General features: G+C 71.7%; 16 protein-coding genes. 4 read left to right on the top strand and 12 right to left on the bottom strand.

Annotation, left to right across the window (positions count from 1 at the left end; translation table 11 throughout):
* Positions 1-36: 36 nt before the first annotated feature.
* The 8 genes from ACFYP0_RS04255 to ACFYP0_RS04290 form a co-directional block, all read right to left on the bottom strand.
* The gene (locus ACFYP0_RS04255) at positions 37-648 is read right to left on the bottom strand and encodes a TetR/AcrR family transcriptional regulator (RefSeq protein WP_356975245.1); all 612 of its coding nucleotides are present in this window, start codon (positions 646-648) and stop codon (positions 37-39) included.
* Positions 649-742: 94 nt separating this feature from the next.
* Positions 743-1,510, bottom strand: a complete 768-nt coding sequence (locus ACFYP0_RS04260) for an SDR family oxidoreductase (protein ID WP_355500229.1) — start codon at positions 1,508-1,510, stop codon at positions 743-745.
* A 145-nt stretch (positions 1,511-1,655) separates the two neighbouring features.
* Entirely contained in the window at positions 1,656-2,942 is a 1,287-nt protein-coding gene (locus tag ACFYP0_RS04265) for an ABC transporter substrate-binding protein (protein WP_355500232.1), read from the bottom strand.
* 85 nt (positions 2,943-3,027) lie between these two features.
* Positions 3,028-4,140 carry a branched-chain amino acid ABC transporter permease gene (locus tag ACFYP0_RS04270; protein WP_124860332.1) on the bottom strand — a complete coding sequence of 371 codons (1,113 nt, stop codon included), beginning with the start codon at positions 4,138-4,140 and terminating at the stop codon, positions 3,028-3,030.
* Positions 4,137-5,015: a branched-chain amino acid ABC transporter permease gene (locus ACFYP0_RS04275; RefSeq protein ID WP_356975242.1), complete on the bottom strand. Its 879-nt coding sequence runs from the start codon at positions 5,013-5,015 to the stop codon at positions 4,137-4,139. Before ACFYP0_RS04275 ends, ACFYP0_RS04270 begins: the two co-directional genes overlap by 4 nt.
* A gap of 30 nt (positions 5,016-5,045) precedes the next feature.
* Positions 5,046-5,768: an ABC transporter ATP-binding protein gene (locus ACFYP0_RS04280; protein ID WP_356975239.1), complete on the bottom strand. Its 723-nt coding sequence runs from the start codon at positions 5,766-5,768 to the stop codon at positions 5,046-5,048.
* Positions 5,765-6,550, bottom strand: coding sequence for an ABC transporter ATP-binding protein (locus ACFYP0_RS04285; RefSeq protein ID WP_356975237.1), 786 nt, complete (start codon positions 6,548-6,550; stop codon positions 5,765-5,767). The genes ACFYP0_RS04280 and ACFYP0_RS04285 overlap by 4 nt, the downstream gene beginning before the upstream one ends.
* 137 nt (positions 6,551-6,687) lie before the next feature.
* A complete protein-coding gene (locus ACFYP0_RS04290) occupies positions 6,688-7,587 on the bottom strand; it encodes an alpha/beta hydrolase family protein (protein WP_356975235.1) in 900 nt (299 codons plus the stop codon).
* A 184-nt stretch (positions 7,588-7,771) separates the two neighbouring features.
* Between ACFYP0_RS04290 and ACFYP0_RS04295 the strand changes: the two genes are divergently transcribed.
* Positions 7,772-10,033, top strand: coding sequence for a catalase (locus ACFYP0_RS04295; RefSeq protein WP_386994305.1), 2,262 nt, complete (start codon positions 7,772-7,774; stop codon positions 10,031-10,033).
* A gap of 171 nt (positions 10,034-10,204) precedes the next feature.
* Here the strand turns inward: ACFYP0_RS04295 and ACFYP0_RS04300 are convergent, their stop codons facing one another.
* Positions 10,205-10,975, bottom strand: coding sequence for an LLM class F420-dependent oxidoreductase (locus ACFYP0_RS04300; protein ID WP_386994307.1), 771 nt, complete (start codon positions 10,973-10,975; stop codon positions 10,205-10,207).
* Between the two features lie 146 nt (positions 10,976-11,121).
* Between ACFYP0_RS04300 and ACFYP0_RS04305 the strand changes: the two genes are divergently transcribed.
* Genes ACFYP0_RS04305 through ACFYP0_RS04315 form a run of 3 tightly spaced genes read left to right on the top strand, consistent with a single transcriptional unit; the run spans position 11,122 to position 14,440 of the window.
* Complete coding sequence (locus tag ACFYP0_RS04305) at positions 11,122-12,279, top strand: acyltransferase family protein (RefSeq protein WP_386994309.1); 1,158 nt, start codon at positions 11,122-11,124, stop codon at positions 12,277-12,279.
* Positions 12,276-13,418: an alanine racemase gene (alr, locus tag ACFYP0_RS04310; protein WP_386994312.1), complete on the top strand. Its 1,143-nt coding sequence runs from the start codon at positions 12,276-12,278 to the stop codon at positions 13,416-13,418. The genes ACFYP0_RS04305 and alr overlap by 4 nt, the downstream gene beginning before the upstream one ends.
* The gene (locus tag ACFYP0_RS04315; RefSeq protein ID WP_355500250.1) at positions 13,415-14,440 is read left to right on the top strand and encodes a D-alanine--D-alanine ligase family protein; all 1,026 of its coding nucleotides are present in this window, start codon (positions 13,415-13,417) and stop codon (positions 14,438-14,440) included. Before alr ends, ACFYP0_RS04315 begins: the two co-directional genes overlap by 4 nt.
* 19 nt (positions 14,441-14,459) lie before the next feature.
* On the opposite strand, the gene ACFYP0_RS04320 is transcribed toward ACFYP0_RS04315, so the two are convergent.
* From ACFYP0_RS04320 to ACFYP0_RS04330, 3 genes are read right to left on the bottom strand one after another with little or no spacing between them, the layout of a single operon-like run.
* Positions 14,460-14,963, bottom strand: a complete 504-nt coding sequence (locus ACFYP0_RS04320; RefSeq protein ID WP_386994314.1) for a hypothetical protein — start codon at positions 14,961-14,963, stop codon at positions 14,460-14,462.
* Positions 14,960-16,420, bottom strand: a complete 1,461-nt coding sequence (locus tag ACFYP0_RS04325) for an ATP-binding protein (protein ID WP_386994317.1) — start codon at positions 16,418-16,420, stop codon at positions 14,960-14,962. The genes ACFYP0_RS04320 and ACFYP0_RS04325 overlap by 4 nt, the downstream gene beginning before the upstream one ends.
* Entirely contained in the window at positions 16,417-17,109 is a 693-nt protein-coding gene (locus tag ACFYP0_RS04330; RefSeq protein WP_091399198.1) for a response regulator transcription factor, read from the bottom strand. The genes ACFYP0_RS04325 and ACFYP0_RS04330 overlap by 4 nt, the downstream gene beginning before the upstream one ends.
* Positions 17,110-17,122 lie beyond the last annotated feature (13 nt).

Raw genomic sequence — 17,122 nt, forward strand, 5'->3', positions numbered from 1 at the left:
AATGGAAAGAGGGGGCGATATCGGGCCGGGCCGGAATCAGTCGGGCGCGACCTCGGCCAGCAGGGCGCCCACGGTCCGGGCCATCACCGCGCGGGCCTGGTCCACGCCGAGACCGAGCCCGTAGCGCAGCATCGACCAGGCCTGCCAGGTGCTCGCCGCCACCAGGGCGTTGAGCAACTGCTCCCGCCCCGGCCCGGCCTCGGCCAGCTCGACGGCGAAGAGCTCCTCGACCTCGTCGCGGACCCGTTCGATGTGCTTGAGACGGTTGCGGTGCAGCTGTTCGGAGACCGGCTCACGCATCTGGGCGGCACGCGCCGACGGCGCGATGAGCTGGAGCAGTCGAGCCCGCTGCCGGCAGTACGCGTCGACCCGCTTCGCCAACGGCAGCCCGGTCGAGATCGGCCGGTAGGCGGCGTCCTGCTGGCGGAGCACCTCCGCGCCGCTGGCCTCGAAGAGCGTCTCCATGTCCTTGAAGTTGGTCCAGAGGGTGCGCAGCGAGATGCCGGCCCGCTCGGCGATGCGTTCCCCGGTCGGGCGGAGGTCGCCCTCGGAGATGAGCGCGAGGTGCGCCTCGACGATGGCCGCGCGGGTCCGCTCGGCGCGCGCGGTGCGCCCGTCGACCCGGCCCGCCACATCGACCCGGTCCATCCGCCCTCGCCCCCTCACCGCCACGGCGTCCCCCGACGCACCGCCGAGTCTAGACAGCCGTTGATCAGCGGCTCCGGACGCTCCGCCGACGCCGTCATCCGGCCCGGCCGGTCAGCGAGACGCCGCCGTCGCAGACAATGGTCTGCCCGGTGATCCAACTGGCGTCGTCGGAGGCCAGGAAGGCGACCGCGCCCGCCACGTCCGACGGCAGACCGAGGCGCCCGAGCGGGTACCGCGCGGCGACCTCGGCCTCCCGCCCGTCGTAGAGGGCGGCGGCGAAGCGGGTCTTCACCACGCCGGGGGCGACCGCGTTGACCCGGACCGTCGGCCCCAGCTCCACGGCGAGGCTGGCGGTGAGGTGGTTGAGCGCGGCCTTGCTGACCCCGTAGCAGCCGATGCCGGGCGACGGGCCGAGCCCGGCGATCGACGAGACGTTGACGACGCAGCCACCGCGCTCGCTCATGCCGGCGGCGCAGACCTCCTGCACCCAGCCGAGCGCGGCGACCACGTTCACGTCGAGGATCTTGCGTGCCGCGGCCAGGTCCAGCTCGACCAGCGGGCCGTGCACCGGGTTGATGCCGGTGTTGTTGACCAGCAGGTCCACCGGCCCGAACACCGCGCTGACCTGGCTCACCGCGGCGGCCCGATGCTCGGGATCGTCGGCCCGGCCCGGCACCGCAAGGGCGTGTGCCGGACCTCCCAGGGTGGCGACCGCCTCGGCCAGCCCCTCGGGGCGGCGGGCGGTCAGGCCCACCCGCGCGCCTTCGGCGACGAGTCGCTGGGCGATGGCCAGACCGATTCCGCGACTGGCGCCGGTGACGATGGCGACCCGGCCCGCGAGTCGGCCCGAATATGCATTCACGGTGCAGATAGTAGGAGCGTCGATCGGTATCGGTCAACGCCTCCGACGATCGGCCGGCAGGCCGCGCCGGCAGCATGCGCGCAGCCGTCCGACCGGGCGTGGTCAGGCGGGACCGCGCCCGGTCGGACGTCGGAGCTGCGGGGCCTCAGGAGGCGGTCGGCACCCCGTTCGCCGGCGGCGCGGCCGGGGTGGCGGTGTACTCGTTGACCGCCCCGTCCGCCTCGTCCGTCTCGTACGCCGGCCCGAAGTAGCTCTGCACTCCCCCGCTCACCCGGCTCAACCGCTGGCCGCCGTACCCGGAGTGGTCCTTAGCCGAGAAGCGCAGCGGCACCAGCCCGGGGCCCTGGTAGCCGCCCTTCTGCACGGCGTCCAGCACCTTCTCCCGGGTGAGGTCCTTGCCTGCGGCGAGCAGCACCTGCACGAAGAGGTAGCCGACCGACATGCCGTACACGGTGTTGCCGTCGAAGGGCGCGTCCCCGTTGTGCTCCTTGTTGACCTTCGTGAAGAGCTGGATCCACGGGTTCGCGGTCTCGTTCTGCATCGGCAGGTAGTTGGTGCCGACCATGCCCTCCAGCAGCGGCGCGGCGGCGCCGAGCTGCTTGGCCAGGGTCGGGTGGTCGGCGCCGACGTTGGAGACCAGCCACTGCGGCTTGAAGCCCAACCGGGCCGCCGTGCCGACGGAGAGCGCGGTGAAGCCGGGCACTGTGGCGAGCACGACGACCTGGCAACCGGCCGCCTTGAACGCGCCGATCTGCGGCGCCACGTTGGTGTTGCTGGTGACGTACGTCTGCTTGACCGCCACGGCCGTGGCGCCGAGCACCTTCTCCACGCCGGCCAGGCTGTCCCGGCCGAAGTCGTCGTCCTGACCGAGGAAGCAGACCTTCTGGCCGGCCAGGTTCGTCTTCGCGTAGTTGGCGAGGATCTTGCCCTCGACCGTGTAGTCCGGGTTGAACCCGAACGTGCCCGGATACTTGTCCGGCTGGTCCCAGCTGCGGCTGCCGGAGGCGACGAACAGATCCGGCACCCGGTTGCTCTTGAGGAAGTCGAGCACACCGGTGTGCGTCGGCGTGCCCAGACCATTGAGAACGGCGAAGACCTTGTCCTGGAGGACCAACTGACGGACCACCTGCTGGGTGTTCGCCGGGTTGTAGCCGTCGTCCATGATCTTGTAGGTGATCTTGCGGCCGTGCACTCCCCCGTTGGCGTTGACGTAGTCGAAGTACGCCTTCGTCGCCGGAGCGATCTTCGAGTAGCCGGCCGAGGCCGGACCGGTCAGCGGCATGTGGGTGCCGACGACGATCTCGGTGTCGGTGACGCCCGGCACCGACGCTCCGCCGGAGCCGGGGCCGTCGTCGCCGCTACAGCCGGCTGCGGTGATGAGCAGGGCAAGGGTGCTGGCGATCGCGAGGCCGCGATGCGCTTTACGGTGCATGGGAAACACCGACCTTTCTCGGTCCGGTTGTCTGTGGGAACGGTGTGGTGGTGGGGCGCCCGGCCGAGGCCGGACCGAGGACAGCTCAGGAACGCCGGGTCGGCCGCCTGGCCAGCAGCGACCGGCCGAGACGCGACAGCAGACCCTGCACACCGCCGGGGGCGGCGATCATGACGACGATCAGGGTGAGTCCGAAGATCGCCAGGGGAAGGTTGCCCTCCAGCCGCTGCGCCACCGCGGGCGAGAGCGTGAGCATCTCGGTCACCGAGTGGGTCAGATCGGGCAGGGCAACCAGCAGGACGGCCCCCCACAGCGCGCCGGTCAGTCGACCCAGACCACCGATCACGACGGCCATCAGCAGGAACAGCGACAGGGTCAGCGAGAACGCCCCGGGTGAGACGCTCTGCGCCAGCACCGCCAGCAGCGCACCGCCGAGCCCGGCGGTGGCAGCGCTGACCACGAACGCGAGGACCTGGGTGCGGGCCACGTGGATGCCGGCGAGGCGGGCCGCCACCTCGTCGTCGCGGACGGCCCGGAAGGTACGCCCGTACCGGCTGCGGATCAGGTTCGCCAACAGCAGCAACGCGAGCAGGGTGGCCGCGCCGGTGACCCAGAGCTGCCACCGCTCGTAGGGGAAGTACGGGCCGAGCGACAGCGGCGGCGGCTCCACCGGCACCGACAGCCCCTGCTCGCCGTTGAACACGCCGTCGAAGGTGACCGCCAGCGCCGGCACCACCACGGCAACCGCGAGGGTGACCCCGGCCAGATAAGGGCCGCGCAGTCGTGCCGCGGCCACACCGACCACCGCGCCGACCGCGACCGTGCTGACGATCGCCGCACCCAGCGACAGCGGCAACAGCCAGCCGCCGGTCATCCCCCGGTCGGCGAACGCGGTCTGGCACAGCGCCACGGTGTACGCCCCGGTGGCCATCAGCGCGCCGTGCCCGAGCGACAGTTGACCGTTGAGCCCGGTGAGGACGGTCAGCCCGGCGGTCGCGCAGAGGTAGGCGGCCACCGTGGCGAGCTGGAAGTTGCGGAACGGCTCGACGGAGTAGCTGACCGCCACCAGCAGCAACCCGGCGGCCAGCACCACCGCGAGGTGACGCAGCAGGGTGGAGCCGCGTCGCCGGTCGACCGGCCGGCCGCCCGGGTCGTCGAGCTGCTCCTTCGGCGGCAGGGCCGCCCTCGTGGCGCTCACACCCGCCTCGCCGCGACCGGGGCGAACAGCCCACCGGGCCGGACCAGCAGCACCGCCAGCAGCAGGACCAGCACCGCGAGCGGGGTCAGGTCACTGCCGGCGTAGCCGCTCACGTAGGAGAGCAACAGCCCCACCACCAGACCACCGACCACCGCCCCCGGTGGACTGTCCAACCCGCCGACCACCGCCGCGGTGAACGCCGAGACGAACACCAGGTCCATCGCGTGCGGGTGCAGGCCCAGCTCGGTCGGCAGGACCAGCATGGCGGCCAACGCGCCCACCCCGGAGGCGAGCGCCCAACCGAGGGTCAGCATCCCACCGACGTTGACCCCGAGCAGCCGGGAGACCTCCGGAGCGAAGGCCGCCGCGCGCATCCGCAACCCCACCTGGGTACGCGCGAACATCCAGGCCAGCCCACTGACCACCACGCCGATCGTGGCGAAGACGAACAGGTCGTACGGGGACAGCACGGCGACCCCGCCCACGGTGAGGGCGGAGCGGCTGAACGGGGCCTCGGCGGGGCGGAACTCGCTGCCGTACACCATGCCGAGCACGGCCTGGATCAGCAGCACCAGCCCGAGCGCGACGATCACCGGGTTGAGCGGTGACGCGTGATCGACGTGGCGCATCACCACGCGGTCCACCAGCGCACCGAGCAGCAGACCGGCGACGATCGCGACAACGAAGCCCAGCCAGTAGGAACCGGTCGCGGTGCTGACGGTGTAGGCGACGTACGCGGCGGCGACGGCCATCGCTCCCTGGGCGAAGTTGACGACCCGCGCCGCCCGCCAGATGAGCACCAGGGCCAGTGCGAACGCGGCGTACACCGCGCCCCGGGACAGGCCGTCGACGGTGAGGAAGACGAAGCGGTCCAACAGTTCTCCCTCCGGGGGACGAGGTGGTGGTCAGAAACCGAGGTAGGCGTGGCGCAGGTCGACGTCGTCGCGTAGCTGCACCGCCGGGGCGGCGATCACCACCCGACCGAGGGACATCACGACGCCCTGGTCGGCGACGGCGAGCGCGCTGCGCACGTTCTGCTCGACCAGCAGGACGGTCAGCCCGGTGCTGTCGCGCAGTTGGCGGAGCAGGGCCATGGTCCGGGCGACCACCCGTGGCGCCAGGCCGAGCGACGGCTCGTCCAGCAGCAGCAGACGCGGTCGGCCGACCAGGGCCCGACCGAGCGCGAGCATCTGCCGCTCGCCGCCGGAGAGCTGGTGACCGAGGTGCCGACGGCGTCGGGCCAGCGGCTCGAAGAGCTGGTAGACCTCGTCGAGGGCCCGCCCGGCGTCGGTCCGGTCGCGTCGCCACAGCCCGCCCAGCCGCAGGTTCTCGTCGACGGTCAGCTCGCTGATCACGCCCCGGCCCTCCGGGACGTGCGCCATGCCGCGTCGGACGAGCTGCTCCACCGGCGTACCGCGAAGGTCCTCCCCGGCCAGCAGGACCTGGCCTGCGGCCGGGCGGATCATGCCGGAGAGCGCGCGCAGGAGAGTGGTCTTGCCGGCGCCGTTGGCGCCGACGACCGCGGCGATGGTGCCGGCCGGGACGGTGAGGTCGATGGCCCGCAACACGGGCGCGGCACCGTAACCGGCGACCAGCCCCCGCACGACGAGCAGGTCGGTAGCGGTCATTGGGAGGCCTCCTCGACGGTGGCACCGAGGTACGCGTCGGTGACCGCGGGGTCGTCGCGGATCTCGTCCGGGGTGCCGGCGGCGATGACCCGGCCGAAGTCGAGGACCACGAGCTCGTCGCAGACGGCCATCACCAGGTCCATGTGGTGCTCGACCAGGAGCACGGCGCAGGGGTCGGTCTCCCGTCGGGGCAGTTGCCGGACCAGCTCCGCCAGCTCGGCGATGTCGTCCGCCCCGAGGCCACCGGCCGGCTCGTCGAGCAGGAGCAGCCGGGGCCGGGCGGCGAGCGCGCGGGCCAGGGCGACCCGCTGGCGTACGGCGAAGGGCAGGGTGGTCGGCGCGGCCTCGGCGTGCCCGGCGATGCCCAGCTCGTCGAGGATGGCCAGGGCGTCCCCGCGGAGCCGGCGCTCGTCGCGGTCGCTGGCCGGCAGCCCGAGCAGCGCCGGGACGAAGCCGGCGCGGGCGGTGTGCGAAGCGCCGGTCATCACGTTCTCCAGCACGCTCAGCCCGGCGAAGAGCCCGGTGCCCTGCAAGGTCCGGGCGATGCCGAGCCGGGTCAGCCGGTGCGGCCGTGGCCGCAGCGGCCGGCCGTCGAGGGTGAGTGAACCCGTCTCCGGTGCGACGAAGCCGCAGATGACGTTGAACAGCGTGGTCTTGCCGGCGCCGTTGGGCCCGATGACGCCCACCACCCGGTTGGGTGGCACCCGCAGGGACACGTCGTCGAGGGCGGTGAGGCCGCCGAAACGGACGCCGATGTGGTGCAGTTCGAGGCCGCGCTCCATCACCCATCCCTCTGTCGTGGCGGGTGTTTATTTACACTCGCAGTGTACGTTTCTCGGGTTTGGCGTCAAGACCTTCAATGCCCCCTTCACGCACGTGGACGGGGCGGCCGCCAGCGGCGACCGCCCCGTGACCGCCGTCAGGCGCTGGGACAGGTGTTGCGGTACTCCTGGATCTGCGAGCCGCTCGGGCCGGGGCAGAGGAACTGCTCGTAGCGGGTGTCGTCATCGACGAACCGCTTCAGCCAGGCCACCATCTGCCGAGCGGTCGGCGTGTTCGTGGTCTGCGGGAAGAAGTGACTCGCCCCGTTCAGCTCCAGGTACGCCTTCTCGGCGGAGGCCGGGATGCTGTTGTAGAAGGGCACCGAGTGCGACGAGACCGGCGCGACGCTGTCGCTCTCGCCACCGACGATCAGCGTGGGCACCCGCAGTTCGGACCAGCTCTTGTCCAGGTTCCACGGTGCCAGCGGCACCGCGGCCTGCAACGACGGCCGCGACGAGGCCGCCTCCAGGCTGCCCCCGCCACCCATGGAGTGACCGGCCACCGCGAGTCGACTGCTGTCGATCCGGGTGCGCACCGAGCTGCGCTCGGTGAGGTAGTCCAGCGCGGCGAGGAGCTGCCGGCCGCGGCTGTCCGGCTGGTCGAGCCGGCTGTTGGTCTCGATGCCGATCACCACGAAACCGTGCGAGGCGATGCGTGGCCCGAGCCAGCTGATGCTGGACCAGGCGGCGGTGTAACCGGGCGAGATGGCGATGGCACCGAAGGTGCCCTCGCTGGTGCTGGTCGGGTAGTAGATGACGCCGCCGCCGAAGCCGGTGACGCTCAGCGAGGACACGCTCTGCGAGGACGTCGTGAACGGGCCACGGCTGGCCTCCAGGATCGCCGTGGTCGGGGCGGGGCCCCGCTCGTACGGACCGGCGGCCTGGGCGGCGCCGGGCGATCCGGCCAGGACGCCGCCGGCGGCCAGGACGGCGGCCAGCGCTAGCCGGGTGGCACGGGCTGCGACGGAACGGGGACGGGTGGTGGTAGGTGAGGACACGTCGGGCACTCCCTAAAGTCGAGGGATATCGACGTGTGTCAGTTTTGGCTGCCGGGCCGATCCCGGCATCGGCGAAATCACCAGTCCCGGCGCAGGATGCCGGCGCGAGTTGTGTTTCGACCCTCTGACCAGGGGTAGCAGGGCAGGCGCCGGCCCGCACACGCGCCATGGAGAGGTTCATTCAGTGGATTCCAGCAAGCCCGCCGAGGCGGTCAAGAACGTCGTGAAGACCGCCTCAGGAAAGATCGCAGACGCCCTCACCCCGGACGTCCCCGGTGCGCCGGGGAGCGCGCCACCGCCGCTCGAGGAGCCGACGACGCCACACGACCCGCTGCCGCCGAAGTCGGAACAGGGGGCACCGCAGACGCGCACGCCGACCGGCGCGGAGACCGGTGCGCCGACGATCGCGAACGGTCAGCAGGGTGCCTACCTCACGACCGCGAACGGGGCACGGCTGCGCGACACCGACCACTCGCTCAAGGCCGGCCCGCGCGGCCCGGTGCTCCTCCAGGACCACCACCTACGCGAGAAGATCACGCACTTCGACCACGAACGCATTCCGGAGCGCGTGGTGCACGCCCGGGGCGCCGGTGCGCACGGTGTGTTCACCGCGTACGGCACCGCCGAGGCGGTCACCAGGGCCGGCTTCCTCAAGAAGGGGCGTGAGACCGAGGTCTTCGTCCGATTCTCCACCGTGCTCGGTTCGCGGGGTTCGGCCGACACGGTCCGCGACACCCGTGGCTTCGCCACGAAGTTCTACACCGACGAGGGCACCTTCGACCTGGTCGGCAACAACATGCCGGTCTTCTTCATCCAGGACGCGATCAAGTTCCCGGACATCATCCACGCCGGCAAGCCGCACCCCGACCGGGAGATCCCGCAGGCGCAGAGCGCCCACGACACCTTCTGGGACTTCGTGTCGCTGCACACCGAGGCACAGCACCACACCATCTGGAACATGTCCGACCGGGGCATTCCGCGTTCGTACCGGACGATGGAGGGCTTCGGCGTGCACACCTTCCGCCTCGTCAACGAGGCCGGTGAGACGGTGCTGGCCAAGTTCCACTGGAAGCCGAAGCTGGGCGTGCACTCGCTGACCTGGGAGGAGGCGCAGTTGCTCGGCGGCATGGACCCGGACTTCCACCGCCGCGACCTCTACGACGCCATCGAGGCCGGCGCGTACCCCGAGTGGGAGCTGGGCATCCAGGTCTTCCCGGACACTCCCGAGGAGACCTTCGCCGGGATCGACCTGCTCGACCCGACGAAGATCGTGCCGGAGGAGCTGGCCGAGGTGCAGCCCATCGGGCGGCTGGTGCTCAACCGGACCCCGACGAACTTCTTCGCCGAGACCGAACAGGTCGCCTTCCACCTGGGTCACCTGCCTCCGGGCATCGACGTCACCAACGACCCGTTGTTGCAGGGCCGGCTCTTCTCGTACCTCGACACGCAGCTCACCCGGCTGGGCGGGCCGAACTTCACGCAGATCCCGATCAACCGTCCGCACGCCGCCGTGAACGACATGCTGCGTGACGGCTTCCACCAGCACGCCGTGCACGCCGGCGTCGCGCCGTACCGACCGAACTCGCTCGACGGCGGCAACCCGTTCCCCGCCGGGGACGCCGAGCACGCCTTCGTCGACGTGCCGGTCACTGTCGCGCAGGCACCGAAGGTACGCGCGAACCCGGCCTCGTTCGACGACCACTACAGCCAGGTCCGCCTGTTCTGGCTGAGCATGTCGCCGGTCGAGAAGGAACACATCATCCGGGCGTACACCTTCGAGCTGGGCAAGTGCTACCACCAGGCGATCAAGGAGCGTCAGCTGCAGAGCCTCGCCAACATCGACCCGGTGCTGTGCGAGCAGGTCGCCACCGGCCTGGGCCTGCCCGCGCCGCAGCCGACCGTGCCGCTCCCCGACGTCACGCCCAGCCCGGCGCTGTCGCAGATCGGTCGGGAGTGGCCGAGTGACGGCCGGACCGTCGGGATCGTCGTCGACCCCGCCGGTGACCTGGACGGCGTCGACGAGGTCCGCCGGGCCGTGTTCGACGCCGGCATGGTGCCGCTGCTGATCGCACCGCACGGCGGCATGGTGGGTGACCTGCCGGTGCAGCGCACCTTCGCCACCGGCCGGTCGGTCGAGTTCGACGTGATCCTGCTGGCCGGAGCGCCGGCACCCGCCCCGGACGCGCTGCCCGCCCGGGACGCCAAGGCGGGCAGGCCCGACCCGACCACCGTCGATCCCCGCGTGCTGCTGCTGGTCGAGGAGTGCTGGCGGCACGCCAAGGCGATCGGCGCCTGGGGCACCGGTGTCACGGTGCTGGAGCAGGCCGGCGTCGCCGGCACCCCCGGCGTCGTGGCGGCGGGCTCCGGCGCCGAGGCCCTGACCGCGGTGCAGCAGTTGATGGCCGCACACCGCGTGTGGGAACGGTTCCCCGCCGCGGTCGCCTGACCCTGACCGCACCGTCCGAGAGGGCTGGTCTCCCCCGTCACGCGGGAGCCCAGCCCTCTCGTGGAACGTCTTTGCGGAATCAGCCGATGTCAGTCAACCGAGGCAGCACCTCGTCACCGAGCCGCCGGGCGAACTCGATCGGGTCCCGATCCGGCGTCACCTGCACCTCGCTCACACCGAGCGCTGCGTACTCGGACACCTCGGCGAGAAACGCGTCGGTGTCGTCCAGCGGCGCATGGGAGGCGACCACCGTCTTCTCGATGGTGTCGTAGTCGCGGCCCTCGGCAGCGCAGTGCCCGCGCAACACATCCAGCTTGCGTCGATGCCGCCACGGCCGAACAGGTTGCAGGCGTCCGCGTACCGGGCCACCAGCAGCAGGGTCTTCTTCTCGCCGCCGCCACCGATCATGATGGGCGGGCGCGGGCGGCTCAACGGCTGCGGCGAGTTGATGGTCTCGGCGAGCTGGTAGTGCTGCCCGTTGAACGGGCCGTCGTCGGCGCTCCACATCTGGAGGCAGATGCGCAGCGTCTCCTCCAACCGCTCGAACCGCTCGGCCACCGGGACGACCGGCACGCCCAGCCCGAGCTGCTCCCGCTCGTACCAGGAGGCGCCGATGCCGAGGCGCGCCCGGCCTCCGGAGAGCACGTCGAGGGTCGTCACGGTCTTGGCGAGCAACCCCGGATAGCGGTACATCACGCCGGTGACCAGCACGCCCAGCGTCATCCGCTGGGTCATGGCCGCGACGTAGCCCAACGTGGTGTACGCCTCCAGCATCGGCTCCTCGGCCGCGAACACCGCGTCCATCTGGAAGAAGTGGTCCATCACCGTGAACGACGCGACGCCGGCCTGCTCGGCGACTGTCGCCGTCTGCGCCAGGGTCGGTGCGATCGCGGCCGGGTCGGCCGGGGTCGAGTAGTTCCAGTAGTGCAGCCCGAGCTTCATGTTCGGCACCTCCGCAACGAGCCTAGTGCCGCCCGGCGTCCGCCGAGGGCGGCTCGGAACCCCCTACGAATCGGGTCCGGCGTCCATTACCGGTTCATGACAATTCGTAGATCACGTGCGGATATCCAGCTGGCAGCTTTCGGTGAGTGATCCGACAGCTGACCGAATCCCGGCCCGCCGAGCTGGAGCCCGACGCGACGCGCGTCCGGTTCCGCCACCGCCAACGGACCGGACCCGCCCCTGCCTCCGCACCCGCACCCGCCGCCGGATCGCACCGGGCGCAGTGGGCGGATGCCGCGAAGGGCGTCTGCATCATCCTCGTCGTCCTGTGGCACGTCGTCGTGAAGGACTACCTCCAGATCGACTGGCACATCGGCGTACCGGTGCCGGGCCTCTGGGGAACGCTGGGTGAGCAGTTCCTCCCGCTGCGGATGCCGCTGTTCTTCACCATCTCGGGCGTCTTCGCGGCGAACGCCGCCCAGCGGCCGTGGCGGGTCGTCGCCCGCAGCCGGATCGCCGGGTTCCTCTACCTGTACGCCGTCTGGCTGCTGATCCACACCGCGGTCCTCGCGGCTGCGCCGGAACTGCCGACCGACCGCGCCACTTCGGCACTTGGCCTGCTGGAGCAGCTCACCATCACACCGTCCAACCTCTGGTACCTGTACGCCCTGGCGCTGTACTTCACGATCGCCAAGTTGGCCCGCCGGCTGCCCCGGGCCCTGGTCCTGGTCCCCGCCGCCGCGCTGTCCGCCGTCGCCGCCGCCGGCCTGCTCGACACCCCGGGCAACCGCGCCGGCCTCTACCAGAACCTGGTCTTCTTCCTCGCCGGCCTGTATCTGCGGCCGCAGATCCAGCGGTGGGCCGCCACCGCCAGCCGCCGCCGGCTGTTGCTGACCTCGGGTGGGTACGTCCTGGCGCTCGCCGCGATGGCCGTGGCCGGCGCCCAGCAGTGGTTCGGGGTGTGGCCGGCGGTCTCCGTGGTGGCAGTGATCTTCGGCATAACCGCCGCTGCCCGGATGTCGCTGTGGTCGGCGCTCAGCAGACCGCTGGCTAGGCTCGGCCGCATCACCCTGCCGATCTACGTCATTCACATGCCGGTCCTGGCCCTGCTGCACCGGTTGTTGCGCGTACCGGTTTCCGGGCTGGGTGGGTCCGTTCAGGGCCTGATCGTGCTCGGTTATCCGATTCTGCTGAGCGGGCTGGTGATCGGTCTGAGCCTGGCCGTCCACCGCGGGCTGCTGGCGGTTCGCGCGGGCTGGCTGTTCGCGCTGCCCGGCACGCGCCGGGTGGAGGCGGCCGGATGAGCGCCCTCGCCGAAGCCCTGATCGACCTGGACGCGATCACCAGCAACGTGCGGACGATCGCGTCGGTCACCGGCACCGGACTGATGGCAGTGGTGAAGGCCGACGGGTTCGGCCACGGCGCAGTGAAGGTGGCCCGAGCGGCGTTGCGCGCCGGCGCCTCCTGGCTGGGAGTGACCTCAACGGCCGAGGCGCTGACACTGCGCGACGCGGGTGTGACCGCGCCCACCTTGAGCTGGCTGCACGGCCCGAATGACGACTTCGGTATGTTGATCAAGAGTGGCGTCGACGTCGGCGTGTCCACGACGACGCACCTGCACGCCGTCGCCGACGCGGCCCGTCTGCTCGGCGCGCCGGCAATGGTGCAGCTCAAGGCGGACACCGGGTTGTCCCGCAACGGGGCCGCCGGGGCCGACTGGCCCGAGTTGGTCGGTTGGGCCCGCAAGTACGAACGAGAGGGCGGGATCCGGGTGCGCGGGGTGTGGTCCCATCTCGCAGACGCCGACCTGCCGGGCGCCCCCGCGCTCACCCGTCAGGTGGCGATCTTCGAGGAGGCGCTGCGGACCGCACGGTCGGCTGGCCTGGACCCCGATCTCGTCCACCTGGCCAACTCGGCGGCCGCGCTCTCCGCACCCCGGACCCGCTTCGACCTCTGCCGGATCGGGATCGCCCTCTACGGCGTGGACCCGTTCGGCGTGAGCGGTCCGGGCGAGTTCGGGCTGCACCCCGCGATGACCCTGCGGACGAGTGTGGTCAACGTCAAGCGGGTGCCGGCCGGCACGGGCGTCTCCTACGGGCCCGAGCACGTGACCGGCACACCGACCACGCTGGCGCTGCTGCCCCTCGGCTACGCCGACGGGCTGCCCCGGGCCGCGGGGGGCCGCGCCTCGGTGTGGCTCGCCGGCCGGCGGTGCCCGATCGTCGGGCGCATCGCCATGGACCAGTGCGTGGTCGACGCCGGGGATCTTCCCGTGACGATCGGCGACCCGGTCGTGGTGTTCGGCCCGGCCGAGGGTGACCAGCACCCTCCGACGGTCATCGAGTGGGCCCGCTGGGCCGACACCAACCCCCACGAGATCTTGACCGGCATCGGGGCCCGGGTGGCCCGCGAGCACCTCCACGGAAGGGCACGGAACTCATGACAACCCGACTTGCAGTGCTGTACGGCGGGCAGAGCGGCGAGCACGACGTGTCCTGCCGCTCGGCGGCGAGCATCCTCGCCCACCTGGACCGTGAGCGGTACCAGGTCACCGAGGTGCTCATCGACCGCGACGGCGGCTGGCACGTCGGCGGCCGACCGACGCCCCTGCCTGCGGCGTTGCGCGTCCTGCGCGCCCAGGACGTGGTGTTCCCGGCCCTGCACGGCCCGTACGGCGAGGACGGCACCGTGTCGTCGCTGCTGGAATGGCTCGGCGTGCCGTACGTCGGCAACGGCGTCTTCGCCAGCGCCGCCGGCATGGACAAGGGGGTCACGAAGCGGCTCCTCGCAGCGGAGGGCCTGCGGGTCAGCCCGGGGGTGACCCTGCGTCCCGGCGAGGCCCTGTCGCCCGAGGACCAGCGCCGGCTGGAACTGCCGGTCTTTGTCAAGCCGGCCCGTGCCGGGTCGAGCCTGGGCGTCGTCAGGGTGGACGACTGGGCGGGAGTTCCCGCCGCGCTGGAGCAGGCCCGCCAGGTCGACCCGAAGGTGCTCGTCGAGCAGGGAGCGCGGGGACGCGAGATCGACGTGGCCGTCCTCCAGCACCCGGACGGCCGGGTGCAGGCCGGCCCGCCGCTGGAGATCCGGGTGACCGGCGCCGGCTTCTTCGACTACGACGCGAAGTACGACGGCGGGGCGATCTTCCAGATTCCCGCCCCGCTCGACGCGGCGACCACCGAGGTGCTTCAGGACCGTGCGATCCGCGCCTTCCAGGCCCTCGACTGCCGTGGGCTGCTGCGGGTCGACTTCTTCCTGCCCACCGAAGGGTCGCCCGAGCCCATCGTGAACGAGGTCAACACGTTCCCCGGCTTCACCGCCGCGTCCCAGTTCCCGCAGATCTGGCAGCAGGCCGGCATCGGCTTCGCCGCCCTGATCGACATCCTGATCGCCGGCGCGCTGGCCGACCAGGACCACGGCCACCACAGCGGGTTGCCCCGGCCGGCCCGAGCGGTCGACCACCTGGTGTGAGTCGGCGGTCGGTGCCCGGTCACCTGATCGGGCACGCCCGAGGCCCTCGGGTGCCGTCCGACCCGACGATGGTGACGGTGGTGGCGGTGTTCGCCGCGCTGACCTGCGCCGCGGCGGCGACCGTCGTGCAGATGATCTGGTCGGCCGCGTGCGCTGACAACGCCTGCGCGGCGATGTTCGTCCGCACCGTGAGGTCACCGGACCGATCGGCTCCCGTCGTCACCGTGACCGGGTCGAGGCCGGCCGGAACCTCGCTGGTGAAACCCTGGGCGCGTTCGTTCTCCTGCGGACCGGCCGCGAGCAGCGAGAGCGCGGCGGCGGGAGACGGGTCCGTGTTGACCGGGCGGAGGACCAGCACCAGTTCGCCCTGCGCGAGAAGATAGACCCAGGTGCCCTGGGCGGGGCCGCTGATCGGCGGGCGACCGGTGATGACCGCGCTGGGTCGTACCCCACAGCCCGCCGCGAGCAGCGTCAGAAGTAGCCCGCTGGCGAACAGCGCGCGGCCCGTCCGTCGGCCGGTCACCGGGTACCTCCGGTGTCCGCGGTTTCGCGGGGCAGGCGGAGGGTGAAAACGGCGCCGCCGTGGGTGCCGTTGCCGGCGACGAGGCTCCCCCGTCGCTCGCCGTGGCGGTGCAGGCGCGCGTTCTCCCAGGAGATGGCGAGACCGAGGCCGCTGCCCTCGGAGCGGGTTCGCGCGGTGTCGGCCTTGTAGAGGCGGTCGAAGACGTGCGGCAACACCTCCGGGGCCAGTCCGGGCCCCCGGTCGGCCACCTCGATGGTGACCCAGTCCGGGTCGGCGCTGAGGCGCACCGACACCGGCTCGGCACCGTGCCGGAAGGCGTTGCCGACCAGGTTGGCGACGATGACGTCCAGTCGGCGGGGGTCGAGTCGGGCCACGACGCCGGGTGGCAACTCCGTTCGTACCCGGTCCAGCCAGCCACGGATCCGCAGGGTCGCGGTCACCGCCGCGGCCACGTCCACGTCGTCCAGGGCGAGCCGTGCCGTGCCGGAGTCGAACCTGCTGATCTCGATGAGGTCGTTGACCAGCTGGGTGAGGTTCTGCGTCTCCTGGCTGACCAGCCGGGCGGCCCGGCCCGCGTCCCCGGGCAGGTGTTCCGCCTCCTCGTCGAGCACGTCGGTGACCGCAGTCATCGCGGCCAGCGGTGTCCGGAGTTCGTGCGAGACGTCGGCCACGAAGCGGCGGGCGTCGGATTCCAACCGCCGCAGCTCGCCGACCTGCCGCTCCAACGTGCCCGCGGTGTCGTTGAAGGTCCGTGCCACATCCGCCAGCTCGTCGGCGCCCCGGACCGTCAACCGGGTGCTCAGGTCGCCCTCACCGAGGCGGCGCGCCGCCCGGCTGAGGTCGCGGACGGGTCGCAGGACGCCGCGGGCGGACAGCAGGGCCAGCAGGACGGCGAGGACCAGGGACAGCCCGCCGGTCAGCCACGCCCTGGTGGCGAGCTGGTCGATGCTCTGTTGCTCGGGCACGAGACTGCGCACCGAGTAGACCTCCACCCCGGACGGGCGGGACGTGCCGTCCGGGCGGTCCAGCGCCAACTGGGTACCGATGAGCAGCGCGGGCTGTCCGGCGAGTGAGACCCGCTGCCAGGCGATGCGACCGTCACGGACCTTCTGCCGCAGCTCCGGGGTGAGCGGGTCGGTGAATTCGGAGGCGCCCTGTGCCCGCATGTCCCGGTAGACGACCACCGCGAAGCCCTCCCGGTCGCTGAGGCGCTGGGCCAACAGTTCGAGGTCGTCCTGGGTCGGCGGAAGCTGGGCGATCGGGTAGAGCTTGGTGAGCTGGTCGGTCAGTGACATCACCGCGGCGTCCTGCGCCTGCTGCAGGATGACGTTCCGAGCCTGGAAGTAGCTGCCACTGGCCACCGCCACCGTCGTGGTCACGCCCAGCAGCGCGAACGCCAGGACGAGCCGGACCCGTAGGCCCGAGACCCACGCGCCGACCCGGCGCCACGGTGTCACAGCGGCCCGAACCGGTATCCGAAACCACGCACGGTCTGGATGTAGACCGGTGCCGACGAGTCGGCCTCGATCTTGGCGCGCACTCGCTGGACGCACGCGTCCACGAGTCGCGAGTCCCCGAGATAGCCGTGCTCCCACACGGCCTCCAGCAGCTGCTGACGGCTGAGCACCTGGCCCGGCGTGTGCGAGAGTTCGAGCAGCAGCCGCAGTTCCGTCGGGGCGAGGCTGACCGGCGTTCCGTCCTTGCTGACCACCAGCGCGGCCCGGTCGATGGTCAACGCGCCGTGCTGCTCCAGGCCGGCCCGGTCGCCGCCGCGCCGCGAGTCGCCACCGGTCCGTCGCAGCACCGCGCGGATGCGCGCTTCCAGCACCCGGGCCTGCACGGGCTTGACCACGTAGTCGTCGGCGCCGGCCTCCAGGCCCGCTACCACGTCCATGTCGTCGTTGCGGGCGGTGAGCATGATGATCGGGAGGTCGCCGAGCTGCCGGATCCGGCGGCAGACCTCGAACCCGTCCATCCCGGGCAGCATGAGATCGAGGACCACGACGTCGGACGGGGTCGTGCGCAGCCGCTCCAACCCCTGCTCACCGGTGCCCACGGCATGCACGGTGTGACCCTGTCGGGTGAGCGCCAACTGCAGTCCGTCGCGCACCGTCTGGTGATCCTCGATCAACAGCACCTGGGACATGTCGGCAAGTATC

Source organism: Micromonospora arida (assembly GCF_042873195.1).
GTDB lineage: Bacteria > Actinomycetota > Actinomycetes > Mycobacteriales > Micromonosporaceae > Micromonospora > Micromonospora arida.

What these genes read in the sequence shown, in the direction of transcription:
- ACFYP0_RS04255 (WP_356975245.1), bottom strand. Translation starts at nt 648, where the DNA reads ATGGACCGGGTCGATGTGGCGGGCCGGGTCGACGGGCGCACCGCGCGC.
- ACFYP0_RS04265 (WP_355500232.1), bottom strand. Translation starts at nt 2,942, where the DNA reads ATGCACCGTAAAGCGCATCGCGGCCTCGCGATCGCCAGCACCCTTGCC.
- ACFYP0_RS04280 (WP_356975239.1), bottom strand. Translation starts at nt 5,768, where the DNA reads ATGACCGCTACCGACCTGCTCGTCGTGCGGGGGCTGGTCGCCGGTTAC.
- ACFYP0_RS04285 (WP_356975237.1), bottom strand. Translation starts at nt 6,550, where the DNA reads ATGGAGCGCGGCCTCGAACTGCACCACATCGGCGTCCGTTTCGGCGGC.
- ACFYP0_RS04300 (WP_386994307.1), bottom strand. Translation starts at nt 10,975, where the DNA reads ATGAAGCTCGGGCTGCACTACTGGAACTACTCGACCCCGGCCGACCCG.
- alr (WP_386994312.1), top strand. Translation starts at nt 12,276, where the DNA reads ATGAGCGCCCTCGCCGAAGCCCTGATCGACCTGGACGCGATCACCAGC.
- ACFYP0_RS04315 (WP_355500250.1), top strand. Translation starts at nt 13,415, where the DNA reads ATGACAACCCGACTTGCAGTGCTGTACGGCGGGCAGAGCGGCGAGCAC.
- ACFYP0_RS04330 (WP_091399198.1), bottom strand. Translation starts at nt 17,109, where the DNA reads ATGTCCCAGGTGCTGTTGATCGAGGATCACCAGACGGTGCGCGACGGA.